At 69.0% G+C, this 22,070-nt stretch carries 22 protein-coding genes; 8 read left to right on the forward strand and 14 right to left on the reverse strand.

Annotated features, from left to right (window positions below; genetic code table 11):
* The first annotated feature begins 235 nt into the window (after nucleotides 1–235).
* The 6 genes from Q9G87_RS25500 (at nucleotide 236) to Q9G87_RS25525 (ending at nucleotide 3,981) form a co-directional block, all read left to right on the forward strand.
* The gene (locus Q9G87_RS25500) at nucleotides 236–445 is read left to right on the forward strand and encodes an NAD-dependent epimerase/dehydratase family protein (protein ID WP_305918986.1); all 210 of its coding nucleotides are present in this window, start codon (nucleotides 236–238) and stop codon (nucleotides 443–445) included.
* 186 nt (nucleotides 446–631) lie between these two features.
* On the forward strand, nucleotides 632–1,018 hold the full coding sequence (locus Q9G87_RS25505) for a DoxX family protein (protein ID WP_305918987.1): 387 nt from the start codon (nucleotides 632–634) through the stop codon (nucleotides 1,016–1,018).
* Between the two features lie 764 nt (nucleotides 1,019–1,782).
* On the forward strand, nucleotides 1,783–2,778 hold the full coding sequence (locus tag Q9G87_RS25510; protein ID WP_305918988.1) for a hypothetical protein: 996 nt from the start codon (nucleotides 1,783–1,785) through the stop codon (nucleotides 2,776–2,778).
* A 274-nt stretch (nucleotides 2,779–3,052) separates the two neighbouring features.
* Nucleotides 3,053–3,151 carry a hypothetical protein gene (locus tag Q9G87_RS60800; protein ID WP_371825831.1) on the forward strand — a complete coding sequence of 33 codons (99 nt, stop codon included), beginning with the start codon at nucleotides 3,053–3,055 and terminating at the stop codon, nucleotides 3,149–3,151.
* Nucleotides 3,152–3,289: 138 nt separating this feature from the next.
* The gene (locus Q9G87_RS25520) at nucleotides 3,290–3,658 is read left to right on the forward strand and encodes a type II toxin-antitoxin system RelE/ParE family toxin (protein WP_305918990.1); all 369 of its coding nucleotides are present in this window, start codon (nucleotides 3,290–3,292) and stop codon (nucleotides 3,656–3,658) included.
* The gene (locus Q9G87_RS25525; protein WP_305918991.1) at nucleotides 3,658–3,981 is read left to right on the forward strand and encodes a helix-turn-helix domain-containing protein; all 324 of its coding nucleotides are present in this window, start codon (nucleotides 3,658–3,660) and stop codon (nucleotides 3,979–3,981) included. Before Q9G87_RS25520 ends, Q9G87_RS25525 begins: the two co-directional genes overlap by 1 nt.
* 727 nt (nucleotides 3,982–4,708) lie before the next feature.
* Here the strand turns inward: Q9G87_RS25525 and Q9G87_RS25530 are convergent.
* The 5 genes from Q9G87_RS25530 to Q9G87_RS25550 form a co-directional block, all read right to left on the reverse strand.
* Nucleotides 4,709–5,338, reverse strand: a complete 630-nt coding sequence (locus Q9G87_RS25530) for a hypothetical protein (RefSeq protein ID WP_305918992.1) — start codon at nucleotides 5,336–5,338, stop codon at nucleotides 4,709–4,711.
* A gap of 117 nt (nucleotides 5,339–5,455) precedes the next feature.
* Nucleotides 5,456–5,695 carry a hypothetical protein gene (locus tag Q9G87_RS25535; protein WP_305918993.1) on the reverse strand — a complete coding sequence of 80 codons (240 nt, stop codon included), beginning with the start codon at nucleotides 5,693–5,695 and terminating at the stop codon, nucleotides 5,456–5,458.
* On the reverse strand, nucleotides 5,692–6,327 hold the full coding sequence (locus Q9G87_RS25540) for a DUF2306 domain-containing protein (RefSeq protein WP_305918994.1): 636 nt from the start codon (nucleotides 6,325–6,327) through the stop codon (nucleotides 5,692–5,694). The genes Q9G87_RS25535 and Q9G87_RS25540 overlap by 4 nt, the downstream gene beginning before the upstream one ends.
* A 101-nt stretch (nucleotides 6,328–6,428) precedes the next feature.
* Nucleotides 6,429–7,118, reverse strand: a complete 690-nt coding sequence (locus Q9G87_RS25545; protein ID WP_305918995.1) for a hypothetical protein — start codon at nucleotides 7,116–7,118, stop codon at nucleotides 6,429–6,431.
* A gap of 122 nt (nucleotides 7,119–7,240) precedes the next feature.
* Complete coding sequence (locus Q9G87_RS25550; RefSeq protein ID WP_305918996.1) at nucleotides 7,241–9,958, reverse strand: LuxR C-terminal-related transcriptional regulator; 2,718 nt, start codon at nucleotides 9,956–9,958, stop codon at nucleotides 7,241–7,243.
* Between the two features lie 230 nt (nucleotides 9,959–10,188).
* Between Q9G87_RS25550 and Q9G87_RS25555 the strand changes: the two genes are divergently transcribed.
* Nucleotides 10,189–11,334 carry a DUF418 domain-containing protein gene (locus Q9G87_RS25555; protein ID WP_305918997.1) on the forward strand — a complete coding sequence of 382 codons (1,146 nt, stop codon included), beginning with the start codon at nucleotides 10,189–10,191 and terminating at the stop codon, nucleotides 11,332–11,334.
* 119 nt (nucleotides 11,335–11,453) lie between these two features.
* Nucleotides 11,454–11,771, forward strand: a complete 318-nt coding sequence (locus Q9G87_RS25560) for an MFS transporter (protein ID WP_305918998.1) — start codon at nucleotides 11,454–11,456, stop codon at nucleotides 11,769–11,771.
* Nucleotides 11,772–11,782: 11 nt separating this feature from the next.
* On the opposite strand, the gene Q9G87_RS25565 is transcribed toward Q9G87_RS25560, so the two are convergent.
* Genes Q9G87_RS25565 through Q9G87_RS25605 form a run of 9 tightly spaced genes read right to left on the reverse strand, consistent with a single transcriptional unit; the run spans nucleotide 11,783 to nucleotide 22,045 of the window.
* Nucleotides 11,783–13,366: a DUF1593 domain-containing protein gene (locus Q9G87_RS25565; RefSeq protein WP_305918999.1), complete on the reverse strand. Its 1,584-nt coding sequence runs from the start codon at nucleotides 13,364–13,366 to the stop codon at nucleotides 11,783–11,785.
* Between the two features lie 56 nt (nucleotides 13,367–13,422).
* Nucleotides 13,423–14,412, reverse strand: a complete 990-nt coding sequence (locus Q9G87_RS25570; protein WP_305919000.1) for a D-ribose ABC transporter substrate-binding protein — start codon at nucleotides 14,410–14,412, stop codon at nucleotides 13,423–13,425.
* Between the two features lie 17 nt (nucleotides 14,413–14,429).
* Entirely contained in the window at nucleotides 14,430–15,512 is a 1,083-nt protein-coding gene (locus Q9G87_RS25575; protein WP_305919001.1) for an ABC transporter permease, read from the reverse strand.
* A complete protein-coding gene (locus tag Q9G87_RS25580) occupies nucleotides 15,509–17,059 on the reverse strand; it encodes a sugar ABC transporter ATP-binding protein (protein ID WP_305919002.1) in 1,551 nt (516 codons plus the stop codon). Before Q9G87_RS25580 ends, Q9G87_RS25575 begins: the two co-directional genes overlap by 4 nt.
* Nucleotides 17,056–17,700 (reverse strand): DUF2291 family protein, encoded by a 645-nt coding sequence (locus tag Q9G87_RS25585; protein WP_305919003.1) that lies wholly within the window; start codon nucleotides 17,698–17,700, stop codon nucleotides 17,056–17,058. The genes Q9G87_RS25580 and Q9G87_RS25585 overlap by 4 nt, the downstream gene beginning before the upstream one ends.
* A complete protein-coding gene (locus Q9G87_RS25590) occupies nucleotides 17,697–19,178 on the reverse strand; it encodes an FGGY family carbohydrate kinase (RefSeq protein ID WP_305919004.1) in 1,482 nt (493 codons plus the stop codon). The genes Q9G87_RS25585 and Q9G87_RS25590 overlap by 4 nt, the downstream gene beginning before the upstream one ends.
* Nucleotides 19,171–20,127, reverse strand: a complete 957-nt coding sequence (locus Q9G87_RS25595; RefSeq protein WP_305919005.1) for a transketolase family protein — start codon at nucleotides 20,125–20,127, stop codon at nucleotides 19,171–19,173. Before Q9G87_RS25595 ends, Q9G87_RS25590 begins: the two co-directional genes overlap by 8 nt.
* Complete coding sequence (locus Q9G87_RS25600; protein WP_305919006.1) at nucleotides 20,127–21,056, reverse strand: transketolase; 930 nt, start codon at nucleotides 21,054–21,056, stop codon at nucleotides 20,127–20,129. Before Q9G87_RS25600 ends, Q9G87_RS25595 begins: the two co-directional genes overlap by 1 nt.
* The gene (locus Q9G87_RS25605; protein ID WP_305919312.1) at nucleotides 21,053–22,045 is read right to left on the reverse strand and encodes a sugar phosphate isomerase/epimerase family protein; all 993 of its coding nucleotides are present in this window, start codon (nucleotides 22,043–22,045) and stop codon (nucleotides 21,053–21,055) included. The genes Q9G87_RS25600 and Q9G87_RS25605 overlap by 4 nt, the downstream gene beginning before the upstream one ends.
* Between the last annotated feature and the right edge of the window lie 25 nt (nucleotides 22,046–22,070).

A 22,070-nucleotide genomic window follows, 5' to 3' on the forward strand; every position in this document is an offset into this window, starting at 1 on the left:
GTACTTGGCGGCGATGATGTTGAGCTTCTTCGGGTCGAACTCTCCGTCAGTGGTCGGCGCGTCGGGTCCGGCCTCGGCAAGGTCCTCCATATGCTGAGCGGTCGCATCCCTGGCGCCAAGGTTCAGTCCACATCACCATCTCCAACGCTGGCCACTTCGTCCAGGAGCTTCAAGGGCCCGCACTCGCCGCCGTCATCGCTGGGTTCATCTGTTCGACCGCAAAGAAGCACGCGGCATGACCGTTCTCGTCAGCGGGGCAACCAGAACCGTCGGCCGCCACGTCGTCGACCACCTGCTCCGCCACGGCCAGAAGGTGTGCGCTCTGACCCGCGATCCGGCCGGCGACACCGTTCTTGAGGACCTCTTTGTCTCACCCCGGAAGCGGGATAGCGCCCGAGCTCTCCGTGCGGCGAGCTCAGCAACTGTCATCGGTGATACCTCTTGATACCTGCTGACAGATCGAGAAAGAATTCACGGTCTGAGAGCATTTGGGGCCCCGGAGTGTGACACCGAGCGACGTACATCACATCACCGCGGGCGATGTCACACTCCCCGAGATGAGGGCTCTCTCAGAGGAACAACCAGGTGCCGACGAGTCACGCCGCCACCAGACGATTTCCCTGGAGCTCTCATGTCCACCGCCTACGTTGCCACCGCCCTGGTGACGATCGCCTTCAACACCTTCTCTGGCTTCGCCGCCATGACCCGCCTCAAGCCGATCATGCGAACCCTCGGTCCGGCGCTCGACCGGGCCGGAGTGCCGGAATCGTGGTTGGTCTTTCCCATCGGCGCGCTAAAGGCCGCGGGCGCTCTCGGGCTGGCGCTCGGCCTCCTCGGCGTACCGCTCATCGGTACGGCTGCCGCAGCCGGCCTCATCCTCTACTTCGTCTGCGCCCTCTACACCCACCTGCGCGTCTACGACTTCTCACCGCAGTTCTTCCTGGCGATCGTGTTCCTCGGACTGGCCGTGGGCACCCTGGCTCTGGATCCCACACTGGTGCTGAACGTCGCCAAGTGACAGCGCCCTGTGCCGTCGCCGTCCCGAGTGATACGCGCGGCTCCGGCCCTTCTCATCGCTAACGATTCTGCCTTCTACGATGATGATCGAGTCGGACCGCGATGGGGCCGGCGGATGACACCTCAAGCACACCCCATGCAGCCAAATTGCCGGGGGCGCGGCCCGCGCCCAGGCGAGCGGGAGCAGCGTCCCGACAGCCGCCCGGCCCGGGCCTATGCGTGGCTGCTTCAGCGACGCATCGGCCAAGGCCCGCGGGTGAGATGAGCAGTTCGCGACGGCTGGTGGCCCAGGCGGCGAATTGGCCTGATCAGCACACGAGCGGTGACCGTGGCACGGCCGGGTGGCGCCCGCCACCACGCCGACGACCCGGTAGCGGCCGACCCTGCGTCGGCGAGAATCGTCTCGGAGACGACCACCTCGCCGACGACGGCGGCGGGCGCCGCCGCACGCAGCCGGAGTAGGGCGAGCGCCGCCGACGCCCAGTCACCTGCATAGCGACGAATTCTGCGCCTGCCATGTCCATTGGGAAGCGAACGTCGGGGATGGCGGCGCGGACGCCCGGGATCTGGGGAAGCGTCCGGCCGCTCGTTTGATCGTGGCCGCCCTGAGCCCTCATATGGCGTCGGTCACATTTACCTGGTGGATGTCACATTGGCGGCCGCGCGCATCCTCCTAGAACTGTGCCGAGCCGGGGTGGATCAAGCACCTCGATTCCACGGGTTGAGCTCGGCGTCAGATGACCCGACACTCCTGGAGGATGTTTCATGCCGTCCCGCCCGCACAACAAGACGCTCAAGCATCGATCGCCGTCACGGCTGCTGTCGTTGACCGCGGCGCTGACCCTCGGCATGGCGGCCGTCTGGGGCGCCCCGGGCATGGCCGACCCAGTGGCCGCCGCACCCGGCAAGGGATCGAACGTGGATAAGTACCTGGGCGAGTGGAACTACGACCAGCCGGACCGCGAGAGCATGAGGAACATCGCGGAAATCAGGTGTCCGGCCACGCGGCCCGGCTGTGAGAGCCCCGTTCCGGGAGCGCCGCCGGGCACAGCGATGCAGATACCCCAGATCGGCCGGATCGTGTTCACGAAACGTGCCGACGGAAGCGTCGTGGGGCGCACCGACCGAGGCTGCACCTGGCGGTTCACCGCGCAGCCGGACTCCCTCCAGCTCGATCCGCCGTCCCAGCACTGTGTCAATCGCGTGATCAACTCGGGCTACACCATCACCCGCTGGTCTGTGACCGTCTCGGGCCGACGCGAGAAAGAGACCATCGAGGGCGTGAGCCACCAGCCAAACGGCGACTACGACTTCGTGCTGGAGCACGGGGCCCGCACCAAGGTCGGGACGGAGCCGTGGACCAAGGCGGCCAAGCGTTTCACGGGCCGGTGGGAGTACGTCCCGGCGGACCCGTCGCAGCTGACCAACATCGTCGTGTACCGGACACCGGCGCCGGACGGGTCGGTGAAGATCAGCCGATCAGAGCAGCGCGGCCTCGTCGACATGACGGTGAAGCCGGATCGTACGATCGCTGCCCGGACCTCGGACGGGTGCCGATGGACCCTGGCGGCACGCGGGAACACGGCCGAACTTGACCCGCCCGGACAGGTCTGCCGGCGCGCCGGTGCGACCGTAACCCTCGACTTTTGGCAGATGGCGAGCGACGGGAAACGGCAGGCGTCGATCATGAATGGCACCGTGCGGCGCGACGGTCTCACAGCCGGCTTCCTGCTCAATGTGGGAGCCCTTACCAGGCGATGACACGGCAGCCTCAGCTCTTCGGCCTTCCTTTTGGTCCGGTCGATCACCAGCCGTCCGTTCTTCAGCTGGCAGATCCGCCGCTGGAGCGTGGAGTGGTCGCGCAACGCGCGCTCGGCACGGGCGTGGGCCTACGCCCTGCCGCGGGCCTTGACGCCCATCTCCCGCTTGGCTTCGCGCTCGCGCTGGGTCTTGATCCGCGCACGCTGGCGGCTGACTAATCCTGTTCGGGCCGGTCGGCGCCGGCAAGACCCACGCCGAACAAGCCTTCGGCCACCTGGCCATCCGTCACGGCGCCGAGGTCCGTTTCGCCAATACCAGCCGCGTCCTGGCCAACCTGGCCGACGGGCACGCCGACCGCACCTGGCACACATGACGTTCCCCCGAAGTAGTGGATGATCGCCCCCGGACCCTCTTACCTAGAGTGATCTTTGCCACGCTTTGGAGGTACCTCGGGTCGCGGCAGCTCGCGAAGGCTTGCCGCATGCAATCAAATGCATATATCGTCGATTGCATGACGGGCCGCTGGCAGATCGAGCTCGAACCCGAGGTGCGGGATTGGCTGGAGCTGCTGCCGTTCAGGTTGTACCGGCGGGTGGAGGACAAGGCCGACCGTCTGCTGGATGAGCCGACGACGCTCGGCGAGCCGTACTCGCGCCACCTGGGCGGCAAGCTACGCGAGCTGCGATTCGAGCTGGACGGCGAGGCCGTGCGCATCCCGTACTGGCTCGCGCCCGGGCGGCGGATCGTTCTGCTGACGGTGTTCCGTAAGACGAAGATGCGTGAAGCGTCGGAAGTAGAGCGTGCCCATCAGGCACAGAAAGTCTGCGAGGCCGAACACGGCCATGCTCAGCACACCTACGATCGGCGCAAGGAGAACTGATGAACCACAGCGCGTGGAAGACACGCCGAACCCGGCAGCTTGCCGATGAGTCGGTGGAGTACGACCAGGAGTACGTCGACGCGCGGTTGGCCGGCGATCTCGGCCAGGCGGTCTACAACCGCCGGATCGAGCTTGGCCTGTCCCAGGCCGAACTGGCCGAGCGGGCCGGAATGACACAGCCTCAGGTCTCCCGGATGGAGGGCGGCGACACCGTACCCACGCTCCCGCTGCTGCGGCGCCTGGCGAAGGCCCTGGACGGTGTGTTGAACGTCGCCATCGACGAGGGTGACTCCCGCGTGACTTTCAGCCCGCACGCCGCGTAAAACCCGAACCCGGTTGTTGGGCTGGGGCGAGAGTTCGCTCCAGTTGGCAGGTGAGAGCGTACGAGCCGCTCCACAAGGCGGCTCGACTGCACAGGGCTTGATCACGTACGGGAGACGTACAGATGCGGGCACGTACATAGCGTTCCCACAGGTCAAGAGCATGAATTCGTCCAGCCTCCGGAGCCGGGTGCGCAGGTTCGAATCCTACAGTGGGCACTTGATCTTGACCGGTGTTTTTGCCGCTGGCTAGAGCGAGCATCGTACGAACGGGCGGGCCTCCAGTCTCACGGAGTCTCGCCACTGCTGTGGGCGGCCGACGCCGTGGTGAGCGCCACCTGGTGGCTCGACGGAGTGCCGACCTTGTCGCCTCGTCGGTGATCGAGCAAGCCATTGTGGTCACCAGCCTTCTCCACCTTGTACGGCTTGCGCCTGCAGGAGGCGTTCGGCGAACACCTCCTGCAGGCGGCCATCGCCATGATCTACGAGTCCATCCCCACCCCGGGGACACAGCACCCGCGACGGCCCGAGGGCGCGCGCTTCGGCGAGGCGATCACCACCCGCTCCGCCGCCATGCTGAGCCGTCCCGGGATCCGAACCTGCCCGCGCGATGCCGCCACCTGTCCGATGCAGACGTCGGGTCCGGTGACATTCAGCCCTTGGTCGTCCCACGCTTGGGCGAGCGATCCTGGGCCTACCGCATCACCGGCAGCGGGGAGGCGAATACACATCAGTGGTTCGCCCCGGCCAGCGGTTCGTCGGCGACTGCGTGGTGTGCCCACGTGACGATGCGGCTGGAGCGGGCGAACAGCCAGATCGCGAGCCAGCCGATTCCCACGGCCAGGGTAACGAGTCCGAAGTCCAGCGCCGCCTCGGGCACGAAGGCCCGCAGCGACACGGGTACGGCGCCGACGGCGTACAGGACCAGCGGAGTGGTGGGGACCTCGCGGGACCGGAGCATGGCCGCGACGAAGGCAAGGGTTCCCAAGAGGAACAGGATGGATGCCGCGGTCAGCGCGATGCCGAGCGTGCCGTCGAGGAGCGCACCAATCGTGTGGTTCGGGAGGTCGTTGAAGACGAGATTGATGACGAACTCCACGCCGACCAGCGCGGACAGGGCGAATGCGTTCAGCAGGAAGGCGACCAGGCCGAAGGTGCCGGCGCGGCGACCGAAGGCGAGGTAGAGGGCGGTGACAAGGGCCAGCGCCAGGATCTGGGCGAGCGGGGCGACCAGTTGGGTGAAGGCAGAGGTCGGGATGACCTCCGCGCGCTTGGCGGCATTGATGAGCAGGACGACGGCGCTTCCGCAGCCAGCGGCCGCGGCGATGCGATAGAGCGTCGCAGGGACGGGATGGGACATGGCTTTCTCCAACGGTTTCGATGGTTGACGGCTCCCGGCCGGAGGCCAAGGGGCTGGTGGAACGAGGGGCTGGTGGAACGAGGGGCTGGTGGAACGAGGGGCTGGTGGAACGAGGACTCAGTCAGGTGCGTCGATGACCTCTACCGAGATCAACGTGGCGCCAAGGTCGCGTACCTTGGCGAGCAGGCCGTGGAGTGCCGCTTGGTCGGGCACGAGACCGCGCAGGGTGGTCGTCCCGTCGTTCTCGTGGGTGAGGGTCAGATCGTCGAACCATGCGGTCCAGTGGTCGTCGAGGTGACCGTCGATCCGGAGCTCGTAGCGGGCGGGCGCCTGTCCTCTGCTGTCCTGGTCGCTCATCGGGACTTCACGACCGGATCTGCGGACCGGCGGGCCGGCTGCCGACGGATGAACCACTCGGCGACGGCAAGGTTGATCGTCCAGCCCGCGCCCTGCAGAAGGGCCTCGGTGAGGTCGCTCGCCCCGAGGATTGTCTCCCCGATGCCGAGGGTGAACACGTGGGTGCCGGCGCCCAGGGCGAGGGCGTAGGCGCGGGTCATCCACGCGCGGTGCCGGGCGACGTCGCGCCGCTTGATGGCGAGGACGCCGAGGACGAGGCTCGTGGCCATGCCCGATCCGGCCAGCAGCCGGAACGCGAAGAGCAGGTCACCGCCTGCAGCGCGGGGATAGAACAGCGTCAACCACAGCGCGGACAGCGCAACGACCATGCCGGCGAGGACGACGAGGCGTCCGGAGGCCCGATGCCAGCCGACTCTGCGGCGGCGGAGCCCGGCGGAGAACTGGAAGGCGCCGAGGACGGCGTACACGATGACGCTGACGATGTGCGCGACCAGCGGCACGGGTGAGGGGTCGTTGACGCGGGAAGGCAGCAGATGCGGGCCGCCCGACAGTTCGACGAGTCGGGCCGAGCCGATTAGGACCGGGACCAGGCTGAGCGCGACCAGCGCGGCGGGTACCCGCCAGGTCGGCACGCGGCGCCGGACCGGCTGCAAAGACTGGGCCGGAGCTGCCTTCTTGCCAGAGGTCGGACCGTGCTCGGGTCGGTTTCCCGCGAAGGACCCGGTTCGGGACGTCACTCGACACCGGCCGCGTCGAGCCGCGCTCTGGGGTCGCTTTGCACGGACTGATGGGAGGTGCCACGCTGTTCGCGCCAGAGCGAGTACCCGAGGCCGGCCAGGGCCAGTCCGACGGGGAATGCGAGCAGCCGGTCGAGTGCGTGCGGGAGAAGAGGCACCAGGAGTGTGGCCACAGCTCCGACCGCGAGCAGCAGGGCAGCCCACCGCGCGAGGATGCGGGCCCGGAAGAGCGCGACACCGAACAGCAGACCGCCGAGCAGGTAGCCGACCGCCGCCACCAGATTGGCCAGCGGCAGGGGCCCGACGCCGCCGGTGACGGCAGCTCCGGCGAAGGTCGCGAGGAAGTCATCGACATACTGGGGCGCCTGATTCGCGAGCGGCGGCAGGACGAACACCTCGACGAAGGTGACCGCAATCGTGAGCACGAAACAGGCTCCGAACAGCAGGAACCCGACCAGGCCCAGCACGCCGGCCTCCGTCACCTGGCGCAGGTACAGCCCGGTGAGCCCGACCAGCAGCAGGACGGACATCGCCATGGTCAGGAGCGCGGTAACAGTCCAGGCGGTCGTTGTGACCGTTGCGACGTCCTCGTGGGGATGGATGAGCTGGATGAGGATGAACAGCAGCCCTGCCACCACGGCCGCCAGGCCGGCCGCACAGGTGAGTCTGGTGGTGGTAACGGACATGAAGCTTCCCTCGCTTCGAGTCGCCGTGGCCAGGTGCCGCGGATGACTCGGAATCTAGGAAGCAAGGTGGTGACCGGGCATCCCCACACGATGTGATTGACGTGGTGAGAGCGGCGGCAGGGCTAGAGCAGGCCACGCTCCCGGGCGCGGCTCACAGCCGCCGGGCGGCTGTTGACGTCGAGCTTGGTGAAGATGTGCTTGGTGTGGCTGCGAAAGGTATTGAGCGAGATGAAGAGCTCGCGGGCGATCTCCGGCCCGCTGAGGGTGCTGTTGAGCAGTCTGAGCACCTGCAGCTCGCGCTCGCTCAACCCCACTGCCGACGGTGGTGTCACCTGGTCCGAGGCGTCTTCGCTCGGAGTGCGGGCGCGGAGCATGCGACGAGCATGGTCGCCAAGCCGGCCACGTTCGTCGGCGGCGTGCAGCAGCGAGACCATGGGCTCACCCTCATCGAGGAGGAGCCGGCCGTAGCCCCCCGGTTCGGGTGTCTGGCCCAGGGCTCGCTCCAGCGCGTCGAGCGCGCGGGTCAGGTCGCCCTGGGCCTGGTGTGCGAGCGCTTGCAGCATGGCGATTTCGAGGAGACTCCCTGATCGTGCGGCCTGTGTGGCGGCCTCGTGCAGCAGGCCCAACAAGCCGACCGCCTCGCGGATGGTGCCGGCGTCCGGGTGGCTGCGGTGCTGCGCGATCAGCAGCCGCACCACAGTGAGGTGGTCGAACTCGCGGAGATAGCTGAGGTCATCCATGGCGGGCAGGCCGCGTTCGCGGGCCCAGTCGGCGGCCTCCGAGAGCTTGCCCTGGTTGATCCGGATGCGCGCCCTCATCGCCGCGATCGGCCGTACGTCGGGGAAGAAGCCGCGCACGTAGAGCCGCTCAGCCTGGTCCAGCAGGGAGATGGCTCCGTCTGGGTCGCCGTCCGCTTCCCGGATCCGCGCCATCGCCAGGAACCACCGGTGCCGGTTCTCCGTCATCTCGGCCCGCTCCCCGAGCGCCTTGGCGGTCTCGAGGTGTTGGGTCGCGCCTGCGAGGTTGCCCAGCTCACGGTCGAGCTCGCTCAGACCGACATGCAGGTCCGCAGTCGGGAGCGGCAGGGCTGTGCCGTGGGTATCGCCGTGGGCAGTGGCCTCTCGCAACGCAGCCTCGTAAAGCCCACGGGCCCGTTCAGGTCGTCCAGCCGCGAGCCACATGTCCGCCAGGACGATCGTGCCGCTCAACGCGTCGGCAAGATTCCCGGCAGCGCGCAGGCTCCGCACAGCCTCGGAGAACGTCCGCAGCCCTGGCCCGATCTCGCCGTTCGCCCAAGCTGCGAGCCCGAGGAACCCCGCGGCGGCGCCACGGGCGAGGTGGGCGCCCGGCCCGGCCATCTCGAGCGCTCGCTGCGCGTGCTGCGCCGTACCTGCTGCGTCGCCGCGGGCTTGCGCGAGCGAGGCACGGTATATGGCCAGAGTCATCGGGAGGGTGCGGAGCTCCTCGTTGCCGGCGTCCGGGGCGCTGCCGGCGGCGAGTGCCCGTTCGGCGTCGTCCAGGCGGTCTTCGACCGCGTCGAGGTCACCCGAGACCATCAGCCTCCAGCCGTAGAAGACGCTGAGTACGGCGCTGCGCCGGACCACGTCGTCGGGGAGTGCGGCGAGCCAGCCGAGGAGCATCGCGTCCTGCCGGTTGCGGCGCAGCGCGGGCAGGGCCAGCTCCATCAGGTGGGCCGCGTGATCGAAGTCCCGGGCAGCCAGGGCGTGCCGGACGGCGTCCTCGGCGAGATCATGGCGCTCGTACCAGTCGCTCGCGCGCCTGTGCAGCACCGGGATCAGTTCGGGCTCCTCGCTGCGCAGGCGCGCGCGGAGCATGTCGGCGAACAGGTGGTGGTAGCGGGACCACTCCCGTCGGTCGTCGAGGGCGACGACGAAGAGGTTGCCGCGATCGAGGTTCTCCAGCATCGCGACACTGTCGGTCCGTACGGTGACGGCGTCGCACAGCGGCGCGGCGAGACGGTCGAGGACGGCGGTGTGCAGCAAGAACGCACGGACGTGCGAGGGCTGGTGCTGCAGCACCTCGTCGACGAGGTAGTCCAGGACGAAGCGGTGGCTGCCGGTGAACGCTCCGATGAATCCGGAGACGTCGACGTGGCCTCGCAGCGAGAGGGCGACCAGCTGGAGTCCGGCGATCCAACCTTCGGTGCGGGTCTCGAGTGCGTCGACGTCCGGGGTGGAGAGGCCAAGGCCCATGACCTCGTTGAGGAAGCTCATCGCCTCGTCCGGTGTGAAGCGCAGGTCAGCGGCGCGCAGCTCAACCAACTCGTCGCGGGTCCGCAGGCGGGACAGTCGTAGCGGCGGATCCGAGCGGCTCGCGACCACCAGGTGCAGCTGCGGGGGCAGGTGGTCGAGCAGGAACGTCATCGCCTCGTGCACCGGCCGGGCGTCGATCACGTGGTAGTCGTCGAGCACGAGCACGATCTGCCCGGCGGTCCGCGCCACGTCGTTGATCAGTGCGGTCAGGGACGCCTCGACCGGGAGCGCGAGCGTACCGTGAAGGAGGCCGAGCGCCTCGTAGCCGAGGTCCTCCCCCAGTCCCTGCAACGCGGCCACGAGGTGGGTCAGCAGACGCGGAAGGTCGTTGTCGCCGTCGTCCAGCGACAGCCAGGCCACCCGCGCCGCGCGCTGACGTCGCGTGGTGTGCTCGATCCAGTCGGTGACCAACGTCGTCTTGCCGAAGCCGGCGGGCGCCGAAATGAGTGTCAGCCTTCGGCCGGGATCCAGCGCAGCGTCCAGCCGATCGATCAGCCGCGGCCGAGCAACCAGTTGAGGGCGTCTTGCCGGCGCAAACACCTTGGTGGCCAGCACCGTCGTGGGCATCTCCCGACTATCCCTCAGTTCGGTGCTTCCTGCTTGCCATGAAAGCCCATGGGGGACCTGGCACCCAGCCCGGCCGCAGCCCTACGCGCTGGCCGCACCGCCCTCACCGGCACGCTGACGCCGGGGGGACAGGCACCGCGCTTGCGCCAGAGGAATGTCCTGCTTTGGTCGGCCTCTTTCGAGACCAAGGTTCGATGCGGGGGCGTGCACGTCGTTCGTAGCTTCGGTACATGACGGAACTCCGCACACCGCCCGCCAGCCGTGTCCACGAGGTCGACGTGCTGCGCGGGTTCGCGCTGGCGGGCATCCTCGTCGCGAACATCGGCTTCTTCGCCGACCCCGGCTACGCCATGGCGGGCAACATGCCCATGCCCGAGGGGCCGGTGGCCATGGCCATCACCGCCTTCGTCCTGACGAAGTTCTACATCATCTTCTCTTTCCTGTTCGGCTACTCGTTCACGCTGCAGATGCGCTCGGCGGAGCGGGCAGGGGCGAGCGTGAAGGGCAGGACCCTGCGCAGGTGCCTGGGCCTATTCGTGATCGGCCTGCTCCACGGGATCCTGCTGTGGGTCGGCGACATTCTCACCCTGTACGCCGTGCTGGGCCTGATCCTGCTCTCGCTGCGCAACCTCAGGCCCAAGACCGCCGTCGTCGTCGGATCGGCCATCATCGGCGTGCTGACCCTGCTGTGGTCGGCGCTGGCGTGGCTGACCACGCTGGACCCCACCGCGGGGCAGCCGGCGGCGGATCCCGCCGTGGCGGCGAGGGCCCTGGACCTGGCCACCGGCGGGCCGCTCGACTTCCTGTCCCTGCAACTGGAACTCTATCCGCCGCTCGTGACGATGATCTGGCTCTTCCAGGGGCCGACGGCGCTGGCCATGTTCCTGTTCGGGCTGGCGGCGGGCAAGTCCAGGCTGCTGGAGGAACCCGAGCGGTGGTCGCGGCTGCTGCCCCGAATTCAGTGGGTGGGATTCGGAGTCGGCATTCCGGGCGGAATCCTGTTCGCCTGGACGTCCGGTGCCTCGGGCCCTGGGGAGGTGGCGGGTGTTTCGGTGAACACCCTCACCTCGATCCTGCTGGCCGCCGCCTACGTGGCGACCCTGCTTCGGGTGATCAGGCGCTTCCCCGCCGCAGGCCGCGCGCTGGCGCCTGCGGGGCGGGTGGCGGCGTCCAACTACGTGGGGCAATCCGTGCTGGCGTGCCTGGTCTTCACCGGGTACGGCCTGGCGCTGGCGGGCAAGCTGTCGCCGATCGCCGTGATGGGCGTGGCCCTCGTGATCTACACGGTTCTGCTGTGGCTTAGCGCGCTCTGGCTGCGGAACCACCGTTACGGGCCCGTGGAGCACGTCCTGCGCCGCATCACCAACTGGACCTAGTGCCGCGTCAGGCCATGTTTGCCCTCTTCACGCTGCGGCGGAGGCGAGGGTTATCGGTGTTGCGGTTTCGCCAGCGATGTAGCGGCGGATCATGCTGCCCTGCTCGCGGTGGCGGCAGGGTGGGGCGGCTGCGCTACCCGGCGGTCATCGTGTTGTGCCTCACCCAGCTCATCCTGGTGATCGACAACAGCGTGGTGAACGTCGCGCTGCCCCAGATCCGGCACGCGCTGGGCTTCTCGGCGACCGGACTGTCCTGGGTGGTCACCTCCTACGCCCTGGTCTTCGGCGGTCTGGTCCTGCTCAGCGGCAAGGTGGGATCGATCATCGGCCCGCGCCGCGCGTTGCTGATCGGCGTGTCGATCTTCACCGTCGCCTCGGCGCTGGGCGGTGCGGCCACGACGCCGGCGATGCTCATCGCCGCCCGCGTCCTGCGATGACATCGACGAGCTCAGCGCTGTACGGTCAGCACCACGCGCTGGTAGGAGGTGAGGGTCGGGGTGCCGTCGTCCGTGCCTTGCAGGATGAGGTGGATGGTCTGGCCAGTCGCCGCGTCGTGGGGAATCTGGAGCCGAACCCGGGTGAGGCCGCGCGTGAGCCCGCTCTGGACCAGTTCGACGGTGCCCGGGTAGGTGCCGGCGTCGGTGTACTGCCACCACGTGGCGGTGACGGCGTTCCGGTCGGGGTCGGTGACGTGCCCGTGGAGCGTCACCACCTGGCCGGGGCGGACGTCACGATCCAGTTGTCCGGAGACGCTGACTTCCGGCTGGTGGTTGACCGCGTCGTACCTGCGGGTGGTGGTCCACTTCAGCCGGGTGGCGAAGTCGTGCTGGGCGGCGCGGAACCAGCGGGTGGACGGGTAGTCGGCGGACGCGGTGCCGTCGGGAGCGACGTCGGTCCCGGCGCGGCCGCCCCAGCCGCCGTAGCTCGCGTCGGTGTCGGCGCGCAGGCCGTTGTCGATGAGGTTCATGAAGATCGAGGTGTCTCCTTCCGAGATCCACGATCCCTTCTCCCGGATGGACGTCCATACGATGTAGCCCATCGCGCGAAGCTGCTCGGCGGTCAGGCCGGAGAAGCCGAAGAAGTCGAAGATGTCGCCGGGCACCATCTGCTTGCCATCGCCCCAAACCCGGTAGAACGGCCCGAACGGGCCGACGCCAGACACGTTGGCCCTGGTCCACTCGGCCGACAGGAGTTCCGCGTCCTCGGGCAGGACGACGCGACGAGCACCGTAGCCCCAGATGGTGGTGGCCATCTGGCGGAACTCGATGTCCGGCCAGTTGGGTTTGATGTACTTGGCGTAGGTGTCGTCCTGGTCGCCGAACGCCTGGATGATCGCCTTCTGCGAGACCTTCCGGTAGATCGCCTGCCAGTGCCGCGTGTTCTCGTACTGGTCCTTGATGGATTTCAGGGCGCGGGCGATGGTGCTCTGGCCCGCGCCGGTGAGCAGGTACAGCGGGCCGGACTGGTGGTCGAGCAGTTTCCGCTTGATCAGGTCGGAGCCGGGAGAATCCTTCGAGATGTCGCCGTCGAACTCGATGTTGCCGTCGAGAATCATGGACCTCAGCTCCCCAGGGCTCGGGTACCCCCTGGCGTGTGTCCGGAGATTCGGGTACGCCTGCGCGTAGAGGTCGACGGCCTCGTGGATGAAGCGTTCGCCGGGCTTCCACCGCCAGGAGGTGCACGGGCAGATGTCGCGCCCGATCCGGTCGTACTCGCGTCCGGGGACGAACCAGGTGGTGCCCTTGCCGTCGCCCGCCCAGTGGAAGCCGCTGCTGGCGTACAGCAGGCCTTCGGTGTCGAACTCGTTGCTGTAGAGCAGGTAGCGGATGAGGGTGTTTTGGTCGTCCAACTCGGGGTCGTGCATGAGGATGACGCGCGGCTTGCCGCCGCTGTCCCTGTGGCGAACGTCGTCCGCCATAGGGGCGGCGGCCGCCGCGACGGGCAGCGCCACGCCGCAGGTGACGAGGACGACGAGCGCTGGGATGGTGGCTCTTTTCAGCATGCGGCCGAGTAACGCCGCAGTCCGTCTCATTTCTGTTCCGCTCCTTCTCTGCCTGGTTGCCAGCCTCGTCCGACCCGGGACGGGTGCTACTTCCTGGCGAAGACACCGAATTCGTCGGCGTTGCCGGCAGTGACCAGCTCGCAGTCGATGGACTGCTTCTCCTCCTTGTCCGTCTTGCCGGTCTTGATGAACTGGTCGGCCTGATCCACGGCGCTGGTCGCGCCGAGCGCGGCCGGCTGCAGCGCGGTGGCGTGCATCTCGCCCGCCTTGACGGCGGCGATGGCGTCGGGACTGCCGTCGAAGCCGACGACCACGACCTTCTTCAGCAGGCCCGCGGCCTTCAGCGCCGCGACCGCGCCCAGGGCCATGGTGTCGTTGCCGGCGATGACGCCCTGGATGTCGCGGCTCTTCTGGATGATGGTCTCCATTTTGGTGAACGCCTCCTGCTGGTCCCAGTTGGCGCTCTCCTTGGCCACCACCTTCATGTCGGGATACTGGGAGATCACGTCGGCGAACCCTTTGGAGCGCACGCTGGCGTTGGTGTCGGACTCCTTGCCGACCAGCTCGACGTAGTTGCCCTTGTTCTTCATGGCCTCGACGAACGACTGCGCGGCGAGTTGGGCGCCCTGGGAGTTGTTGGAGACGATCTGGGCCTTGGCGATGCCGGTGGCGTTGATCTCGCGGTCGATCAGGAAGACGGGGACGCCGCTGTCGGTGGCCTTGCGGACCGGGCCGATGGAGGCGTCGGCGCCGGCGTTGTCCAGGATGATCGCCTTGGCCTGGCGGGAGATGGCGGCGTCGATCAGCTCGCTCTGCTTGTTCGGGTCGTCGTCGTGGGAAGCCACGGACGTCTGGTAGCCGAGCTTCTCGGCCTGGGCCTTCGCCGCCTCGGCCTCTGCTTTGAAGAACGGGTTGTCGTGCGACGGGGTGATGATCGCGATCAGACCGCCGGCCGCCGCGGTGTCGGGTTTCGCGCTGGTCGCGGGCTGGTCGCCGCCGCCACTGCCGCACGCGGCCAGCGTGGAGCAGCCGAGCAGGACGGACAGGGCCAGGGTGACGACGCGTGTGGGGGGCATCGGTGTCTCCTTGTGGTTCAGTTGTGCTTCTTGCTTGCGGCGACCGCCGCCGCAGCGGCGCCCCGTCGCTTGAATCGCTGCTGGCCCTGGTCGAGCATCACGGCGAGGATGATGACCGCGCCCTTGATGAGGATCTGCCAGAACGTCGACACGCCCAGGATCACCAGGCCGTCGGCGAGGAAGCCGATGACGAAGGCGCCGACCAGGGTGCCGCGCACGGTGCCCCGGCCACCGCTGAGCGCGGCGCCGCCGATCACGACGGCGGCGATCGCGTTGAGTTCGTACGTCTCCCCGGCCTGCGGGGCGGCCGAGGTCAGCTCCGAGGCGATGATGAGCCCGGCCACGGCCGCGCACGCCCCGGAGATCACGTACACGATGGTCTTGACCCGCCGGATCGGCACGCCGGACAGGTCGGCGGCCCGCTCGTTGCCGCCGGTGGCGTACAACCAGCGGCCGAAGGGGGACTTGGCCAGCAGCAGCACGATCGCCACCGCGAGCACGATCATGATCCAGATGGATGTGGGCAGGCCGAGCGGGCGGCCGCTGCCGAGCAGGCCGAAGCCGGTGTTGCCGAGGGCGGGGTTGCCGCCCAGGTTGGGATAGGTGGCGCCGTCGGAGATGAGCATGGCCGCGCCGCGGGCCACGTACAGCATGCCGAGCGTGGCGATGAACGGCGCCACGTTGAAGCGGGTGATGAGCACGCCGTTGACGGCTCCGACCGCCATGCCGACCGCGACGCACAACACGATGACCACCCACACCGGCGGGTAAGCGATCAGGCCACCGACATGCAGGCCCTGCAGCAGCTCGCCGGCGACCACCCCGGACAGTCCGACGATGGAGCCGACCGACAGGTCGATGCCGCCCTTGAGGATGACCAGCAGCATGCCGAGCGCGATCACGGCGTTGATCGCGACGTGCTTGGTCATCGTGATCAGGTTCGGCACGGTCAGGAACGAGTCGGACAGCAGGCTGAAGATCACGACAAGCACGGCGAGCGCGATGAAGGCGCGCAGCTCGAAGGCGATGTTCAGCAGCGACAGGCGGCGGGCCCGGGAGGCGGCCTGCTCCGGCGGTGCGGTGGTTGCCGTTGCCGTCACGCTGGACCGTCCTGATCTCCGGCCTGGGTTCCGCCGTCGGACACGCGCATCAGTTCCTCCCTGGAGAGCTCGCCGCGCCGAAACTCGCCGACGAGGGTGCCGCGGGCGAGCACGAGCAACCGGTCGGGGATGTGCAGGGCCTCTTCGGCGTCGGACGTGGTGAACAGGACGGCCAGGCCGCGCCGGGCCTGGGCCGCCATCAACTCGAAGATGTCGGCCTTGGCGCCCACGTCGACGCCGCGGGACGGCTCGTCCAGCAGCAGGACGCGCGGCCCGGTCAGCAGTGCCTTGCCGATGATGACCTTCTGCTGGTTGCCGCCGCTGAGCGAGCCGATGGCCGCCTGGGCACCGCTGGTCTTGACGGTGACGTCGGTGATCGTCCGGGCGACGGCGGCGCGCTCACGCGGCTCGGAGACGAACAGGCCGCGGACGAACGTGCCGAGCGCCGCCAGGGACAGGTTCTGCCCGACGGACATGGTCTGGACGAGGCCGTCGCGCTGGCGGTCCTCGGGGACCAGCACCACGCCGCAGTCGATGCGCTCGCGGATGCCGCTCTCGCCGAGCGGTGTCCCGGCCAGCAGGATCTCACCGGAGTCGGGGCGCAGGCGGCCCGCGAGTGTTTCCAGTAGCTCCGTGCGGCCGGAGCCCATCAGCCCGTAGACGCCGACGATCTCCCCTTCGCGGACGGCGAGCGACAGCCTGTTCACGGCGAGCCGTTCGGGAGTGGCCGGATCGGCGACGGTGAGGTCGCGGACGGTCAAAGCCGCCTGGCCGAGCACCGGGTCGCGGCTGGGGAACAGGGCGTCCTGATCCCGGCCGACCATCTGCTCGACGATCCAGCGAATGTCCACCCGGGCGGCCTCGGCGGTGGCGACGAGCGCGCCGTCGCGCAGCACCACGACGTCGTCGGCGATGTCGAGGGCCTCATCGAGGTGGTGGGAGATGTAGACGACCGCCACACCCGCGGCAGTGAGCTCCCTGATCACCCGGAACAGCACCTCCACCTCGGGCGCGGTCAGGGCGGAGGTCGGCTCGTCCATGATCAGGACGCGGGCCCGCTGGAGCAGGGCGCGGGCGATCTCCACGACCTGCTGCTGGCCCAGCCGCAGGTCACCGACCAGCCGGTCGGGATCGACGTGTTCCTCCAGCCGGTCGAGGACGGCTGCCGTCGCCGCGCGCTGCGCCTTGCGGTCGACGGCGCCGAACGCCGTGCGGACCTCGCGGGCCAGGAACAGGTTGTCCTGGATGCTGAGGTTCGGGCACAGACTCAGCTCCTGGTGGATGATGGCGATGCCGTGGTCGGCGGCGTGCCGGGACGACTGGAGCCGCACCGGCCGCCCGTCCAGCTCGACGTGGCCGGTGGTGGGCTGCTCGATCCCGGCCAGGATCTTCATCAGCGTCGACTTGCCGGCGCCGTTCTCGCCGAACAAGGCGGTGACGCGGCCGGGCGCGACGGCGAAGTCGACGCCCTTGAGCGCGTGGGTGCCGCCGTACACCTTGGTGACCTCGCAGGCCCGCAGCACCGGCCCGGTAAGAGGCGCCGTCATGAGATCGCCACGGGGGTGATCGTCACGGTCTGCGGTGTCAGCAGGGTGAAGGCCCCGATGAAGGAGATGCCCTTACCGTCCAGCGCCGCCACGTCGAGCCCTTTGAGGAGCTTGTCGCGCATCTCGTTGTTCAGGGCGGTGGCCGCGTCGGCGTACTCCACCTGGTTGGTGAACTGGCCGAACGTGATGAACCCTGCCGCATCCCGCAGCGCGGTGCCGTTGATGGCCGGGCCGATCTGCAGCGACACCCTGGTGTCCTCCGGCAGGCCCTCGACGGCGACCGGCAGCAGCCCCGACTTGGCCTGCCCGGCCTTGCCCGTCGCCTTGACGGCGAAGGTGTAGGGTCCGGTGCCCTGGCGTTTGCCGTACTTACGCCCGGCGGCCTCCTTGTCCTCGGCCAGGGCCTTGAGCAGGACCGGCAGGTCGACGGCGGCGGCCTGGACAGCGGGCACGACCTTGGTCTGGTAGTTCTGGGCGCCGAAGGCGGCGGGGTCGAACTTCTTCGGCGCCGCGGCCGCCGCGCTCTCCGCCGTCCGGTACTCGGTGTCGGCCGCCATGAGGACGACCAGCACGGCGATGGCCGCGGCGGTGATCCAGCGGGCTGGTATGCGCCGGCGACCGGTCGGCGCCGTCGTGGTCATGTGCCGCTCCTTTCCTCCGGAGGCCGGGATCTGCGGACCGCCCCGTGCCAGGCGTCCTTCCTGGCCGCGCGTTCCGCCTCGTCGAGGGCGGGCTCGAACTCGTCCGCGGGCCGTGGCCGCTGTTCGAGCTGTTCGAGGGTCCACAGCTTGGCCGCGAGCCCGGCGGCGTCGGCCGCGCCGAGGCAGGACAGGTTGTGCTCGCCGGAGCGGGCGACGACGCGCCCGCTGAGGTCGGCCTGCAGTCGCATCAGCCGGGCGCTGTGGGTGAGCCCGCCGTCCGCCATGAGGACCCGTACGCATCCGACCGCCTGCTCGATCGCCGCCACGACGTCCTCGATCTGGAAGGCGACGGCTTCGAGGGCGGCGGCGACGAGTTGGCCGCGGCGGGTGCCCAGCGACAGGCCGGTGAGGACGGGGGTGGCGTCGGGCTCCCACCAGGGGGCGCCGAGTCCGCCGAAGGCAGGGACGAAGTGCACGCCTTCCGGTCCTTTGTCCTCGGCCTCAGCCAGCAGCGTCTCGGTGGGGACGCCGAACAGCTCGGCGAGCCAGGCGATCGTGCGGCCGGTGGCGCGGATGTTGCCCTCGACGCAGAGCGCGGGGCCGTCGATGTCCCAGGCGATGCTGCGGCACAGCCCGGGCGCCCCGTCGATGCCGCTGCCGCCGTCGCCGATGGCCATCACCGACGAGCCGGTGCCGTAGGTGGCCTTCACCACTCCGGGGCGCCAGCCGGCGTGGGCGAACATCGCGGCGTGCGAGTCGCCCATGACCGCCAGGACCGGGACTCCGTCGGGGAGCGGAGCCAGGTCGCGGACGGCGGGGAAGGCTCCGCAGGAGGCCACCATCCGGGGCAGCACGTCGCGCGGCACCCCGAACAGCTCCAGCAGCCGCGGGTCCCATTCCCTGGTCTCGATGTCGAGGAGCTGGGTGCGCGAGGCGTTGCCGACCTCGATGACGTGCTCGCCGCCGAAGCGGCTGAGGAGCCAGGAGTCGACGGTTCCGAGGCACAGCTCGCCGGCGCGGCTGCGCCGCCGGTCCGGATCGTACGCATCCAGCAGCCAGCGGGCCTTGAGCGCGGAGAACATGGGATCCAGCGGCATCCCGCTCACCGCCCGCACCAGCTCGGCCGCGCCGGTGGCGGCCAGCTCGCGGCACCGGGCAGCGGTGCGCTGGTCCTGCCAGCTCAGCAGCGGTCCGAGGGGCTCGCCGGTGCGGCGCTCCCACAGCACCAGCGACTCGCGCTGGTTGCTGAATCCCACGCCGGCGATCCGACCGGCCTGTGCGGGGTCGACGCAGTCGGCGACCGCGCGCCGTACGCTCTGCCACAACTCTTCGGGGGACTGCTCCACCCACCCGGGGCGGGGCTGGGTCTCGGTGACCGGCGCGACCGCGCGGGAGACGACCCGGCCGGCCTCGTCGACGAGGAGCGCCTTGGTGGAGCTGGTGCCCTGGTCGATGGCCAGGATGAGCGGGTCAGCCATGGCGGAGCAGCCCTCGCGCGGATTCGGCGATGCCTTCGGGGGACATCCCGTACCGGTCGAGCAGGAACGCCGCGGACCCGGTCGGTGCGAACTCCGGTACACCGAGGATCGTGACCCGCGTCGGATGATGCCGGACGACGGTCTCGGCGACCGCCCCGCCGAGGCCTCCGGCGGTGGTCGACTCCTCGACCGTCACGATGCCGGCGGTCTGCTGTGCGGCGGCCACGACCGCCTCCACGTCGAGCGGCTTGACCGTCGGCATCGACAGCACCCGCGCCGAGATCCCCTCCGTCGCGAGCTGCTCGGCGGCGACCAGCGCGCGCCACAGCACCGTCCCGTTGGCGATCAGTGTCACGTCGGTCCCCTCGCGCAGCGCCACCGCTTTGCCGGGGACGAACGCGTAGTCGTCCGCGTTGACCTGGGGCACGCTCATCCGGCTGACCCGTACGAACACCGGCCCGTCGACCGCGGCCGCCCAGCGCAGCGCGGCACTGGTCTCGACGGGGTCGGCCGGGACGATGACGGTCAGGTTGGCGATGGCCCGCAGCCAGGCGATGTCCTCGATGGAATGGTGCGTCGGCCCGAGCTCGCCGTAGGCGACACCGGGGCTCATGCCGCAGAGTTTGACGTTGTGGTTGGAGTAGGCGACGTCCGCCTTGATCTGTTCCAGCGCCCGCGCGGTGAGGAAGCAGGAGGCCGCCGACACGAACGGGATCCGGCCGCCATTGGCGAGGCCCGCGGCCACGCCGACCATGTCCTGCTCGGCGATGCCCACGTTGATGAGCCTGTCGGGGAAGGACTTGCGGAAGCTGTTGAGCTTGCTGGAACCGATCGAGTCGTTCACCACGCCGACGATCCGGTGGTCCTCGTGGGCCAGCTCGGACAGGGTCGCGACGTAGGCGTCCCGGCAGTCGTGGCGGGGCAGGTCGGCGACCGAGGTTCGCGGCATCAACGCTCCTTGCCGAATCGGGGATGGCGCACCGTCTCGAGCTCGCTCAGCGCCTGGTGGTACTCCGCTTCGTTCGGCACCTTGTGGTGCCAGGCGACGTTGTTGCTCATGAACGAGATCGGATGCCCCTTGTGCGTGTGGGCGATCACGAAGGTGGGCTTGCCGGGCCGGAACGGCACGGACGACAGCACCTCCAGCAGTTCGCCGTGGTCGTGCCCGTTGACCTCGACGACGGCGAAGCCGAAGGCGGCCGCCTTGTCCGGCAGCGGATCGAGGTCGTTGGTCTCCTTGACCGTGGCACCCTGCTGCAGCCGGTTGCGGTCGACGATCACGGTCAGCCGGTCGAGCTGATACTGCGCGGCCGCCATCATGGCCTCCCAGTTGCTGCCCTCCTGCAGCTCTCCATCGCCGACGAGCACATAGGTACGGCGCAGGGACACATCCAGCTTGGCCGACAAGGCGTGTCCGACCGCGACAGGCAGCCCGTGCCCGAGTGGTCCCGTGTTGGCCTCGACGCCTGGGACCTTCGTCCGGTTGGGATGCCCGTTCAACGCCGACAGCGGCTGGAGGAAGGTGGCGAGGGCGGCGACCGGGAGGAATCCGAACGCCGCCAGCGTCGTGTACAGCGCGCCGGCCACGTGGCCCTTGCTCAGGATGAACCGGTCGCGCTCTGGATCGGTGACCCGGTCGGGGCTGATGTCCAGCACCGCGCCGTACAGCGTGGCCAGGATGTCGATCGCCGAGAAGTCGCCGCCGATGTGCCCGGCCCCCGCGTGGTGGACGAGCTTGAGGTCCTGGATCCGGATCTGCCGGGCGGCTTCGGCAATGTGCGCGATCTGTTCCGCGCGGCCCGCGTGCGCGTCGAGCCGGCCAAGCACGGGCATCGTGACGTGCTCGGCGATCTCCAGCGGCTGGGTCGTGGCCGTCATGCGTCCTCCAGTCCGGCCATCGAGGTCAGCAAGGCGTTCTGGACGAGCCGTTGCGCGGCCATCGCGTCGTGCGCGGCCTGGGCGGCGGCGAGGGCCGCGTCGTCCAGCACGTCGAGCGCGCGGTGCACCGCCTTCAGGAAACGGATCGCCTGCTTGGCCGCCTGGACGCTGTCCTCGCGGAACGGGAACTGGTCCAGCTGCCACACCCCCTGCCAGTCGTTCTTGCGCAGGGTGTGGAAGAACTCGAAGGTCTCCACCAGGTGGACGGAGCCGACGACCATGTCGTCGTCCCAGCCGCGCATGTTGTCGTTGACGTCGATCGCGAACAGGCGCCCGTAGTCGATGGCCAGCTGCGCCGCGTCGGCGGGTGTCTCCTGCCCGTACAGGGAGTGGCCGAAGTCGAGCAGGATGCCGAGGTTGGGCAGGCCGATCCGTTCGATGCCGAGCAGCGTCCTGGCCACGCTCGGGAAGATGATCTTCACCCGCGGTTCGCGTGGCTTGTACTCGATGACGTAGTTGATCTCCGGATGCGCGGAGCACAGCTCTGTCAGGCCGTCGAGCGCGAGTTGCCAGATGTCGTGGTAGTCCACCTGGAACGGGTAGTCCCAGCCGTCCTGGCCGGGCCACAGCTTCACATAGGAGCAGCCGAGTTCCAGGGCCACGTCGGTGGCATCGTGCATCAACGCGAGCGCGCGTTTGCGTACCGCCGGGTCAGGGTTGGTGAACGAGCCCTTCACGAAGTCCCGCGTGTAGATCTCGGGGGTGATCGCGATGGCTCGCAGGCCGTTGGTGTCCAACGCGGCCTTGACGTCGTCGAGCGTGCCGCCGAAGCCGGCGAACGGCCAGTTGAGGTCCACCACCGACAGGTCGCCCACGGCTCCGGCCCGGTCGATCTGCTCCAGCAGGCCTACCGGCGGGCCGTACCCGTCGGTGGCGTAGCGGTCCTTGTACGTGGCGAAATGCCAGATACCGGCGCCGAAGGTCGGCATATCTGTCACGATGATCACTCCTAGC

Source organism: Nonomuraea turcica, from assembly GCF_030718205.1.
Classification (GTDB): Bacteria; Actinomycetota; Actinomycetes; order Streptosporangiales; family Streptosporangiaceae; genus Nonomuraea.

Bases quoted from the DNA above. Each gene is read 5' to 3' on its own strand.
- Q9G87_RS25555 (WP_305918997.1), top strand. From the start codon at position 10,189: ATGACGGAACTCCGCACACCGCCCGCCAGCCGTGTCCACGAGGTCGAC.
- Q9G87_RS25585 (WP_305919003.1), bottom strand. From the start codon at position 17,700: ATGACCACGACGGCGCCGACCGGTCGCCGGCGCATACCAGCCCGCTGG.
- Q9G87_RS25545 (WP_305918995.1), bottom strand. From the start codon at position 7,118: ATGTCCGTTACCACCACCAGACTCACCTGTGCGGCCGGCCTGGCGGCC.
- Q9G87_RS25530 (WP_305918992.1), bottom strand. From the start codon at position 5,338: ATGTCCCATCCCGTCCCTGCGACGCTCTATCGCATCGCCGCGGCCGCT.
- Q9G87_RS25605 (WP_305919312.1), bottom strand. From the start codon at position 22,045: ATGCCGACCTTCGGCGCCGGTATCTGGCATTTCGCCACGTACAAGGAC.
- Q9G87_RS25520 (WP_305918990.1), top strand. From the start codon at position 3,290: ATGACGGGCCGCTGGCAGATCGAGCTCGAACCCGAGGTGCGGGATTGG.
- Q9G87_RS25580 (WP_305919002.1), bottom strand. From the start codon at position 17,059: ATGACGGCGCCTCTTACCGGGCCGGTGCTGCGGGCCTGCGAGGTCACC.
- Q9G87_RS25550 (WP_305918996.1), bottom strand. From the start codon at position 9,958: ATGCCCACGACGGTGCTGGCCACCAAGGTGTTTGCGCCGGCAAGACGC.
- Q9G87_RS25525 (WP_305918991.1), top strand. From the start codon at position 3,658: ATGAACCACAGCGCGTGGAAGACACGCCGAACCCGGCAGCTTGCCGAT.
- Q9G87_RS25600 (WP_305919006.1), bottom strand. From the start codon at position 21,056: ATGACGGCCACGACCCAGCCGCTGGAGATCGCCGAGCACGTCACGATG.
- Q9G87_RS25590 (WP_305919004.1), bottom strand. From the start codon at position 19,178: ATGGCTGACCCGCTCATCCTGGCCATCGACCAGGGCACCAGCTCCACC.
- Q9G87_RS25570 (WP_305919000.1), bottom strand. From the start codon at position 14,412: ATGCCCCCCACACGCGTCGTCACCCTGGCCCTGTCCGTCCTGCTCGGC.
- Q9G87_RS25500 (WP_305918986.1), top strand. From the start codon at position 236: ATGACCGTTCTCGTCAGCGGGGCAACCAGAACCGTCGGCCGCCACGTC.
- Q9G87_RS25505 (WP_305918987.1), top strand. From the start codon at position 632: ATGTCCACCGCCTACGTTGCCACCGCCCTGGTGACGATCGCCTTCAAC.
- Q9G87_RS25595 (WP_305919005.1), bottom strand. From the start codon at position 20,127: ATGCCGCGAACCTCGGTCGCCGACCTGCCCCGCCACGACTGCCGGGAC.
- Q9G87_RS25510 (WP_305918988.1), top strand. From the start codon at position 1,783: ATGCCGTCCCGCCCGCACAACAAGACGCTCAAGCATCGATCGCCGTCA.
- Q9G87_RS25535 (WP_305918993.1), bottom strand. From the start codon at position 5,695: ATGAGCGACCAGGACAGCAGAGGACAGGCGCCCGCCCGCTACGAGCTC.
- Q9G87_RS25565 (WP_305918999.1), bottom strand. From the start codon at position 13,366: ATGAGACGGACTGCGGCGTTACTCGGCCGCATGCTGAAAAGAGCCACC.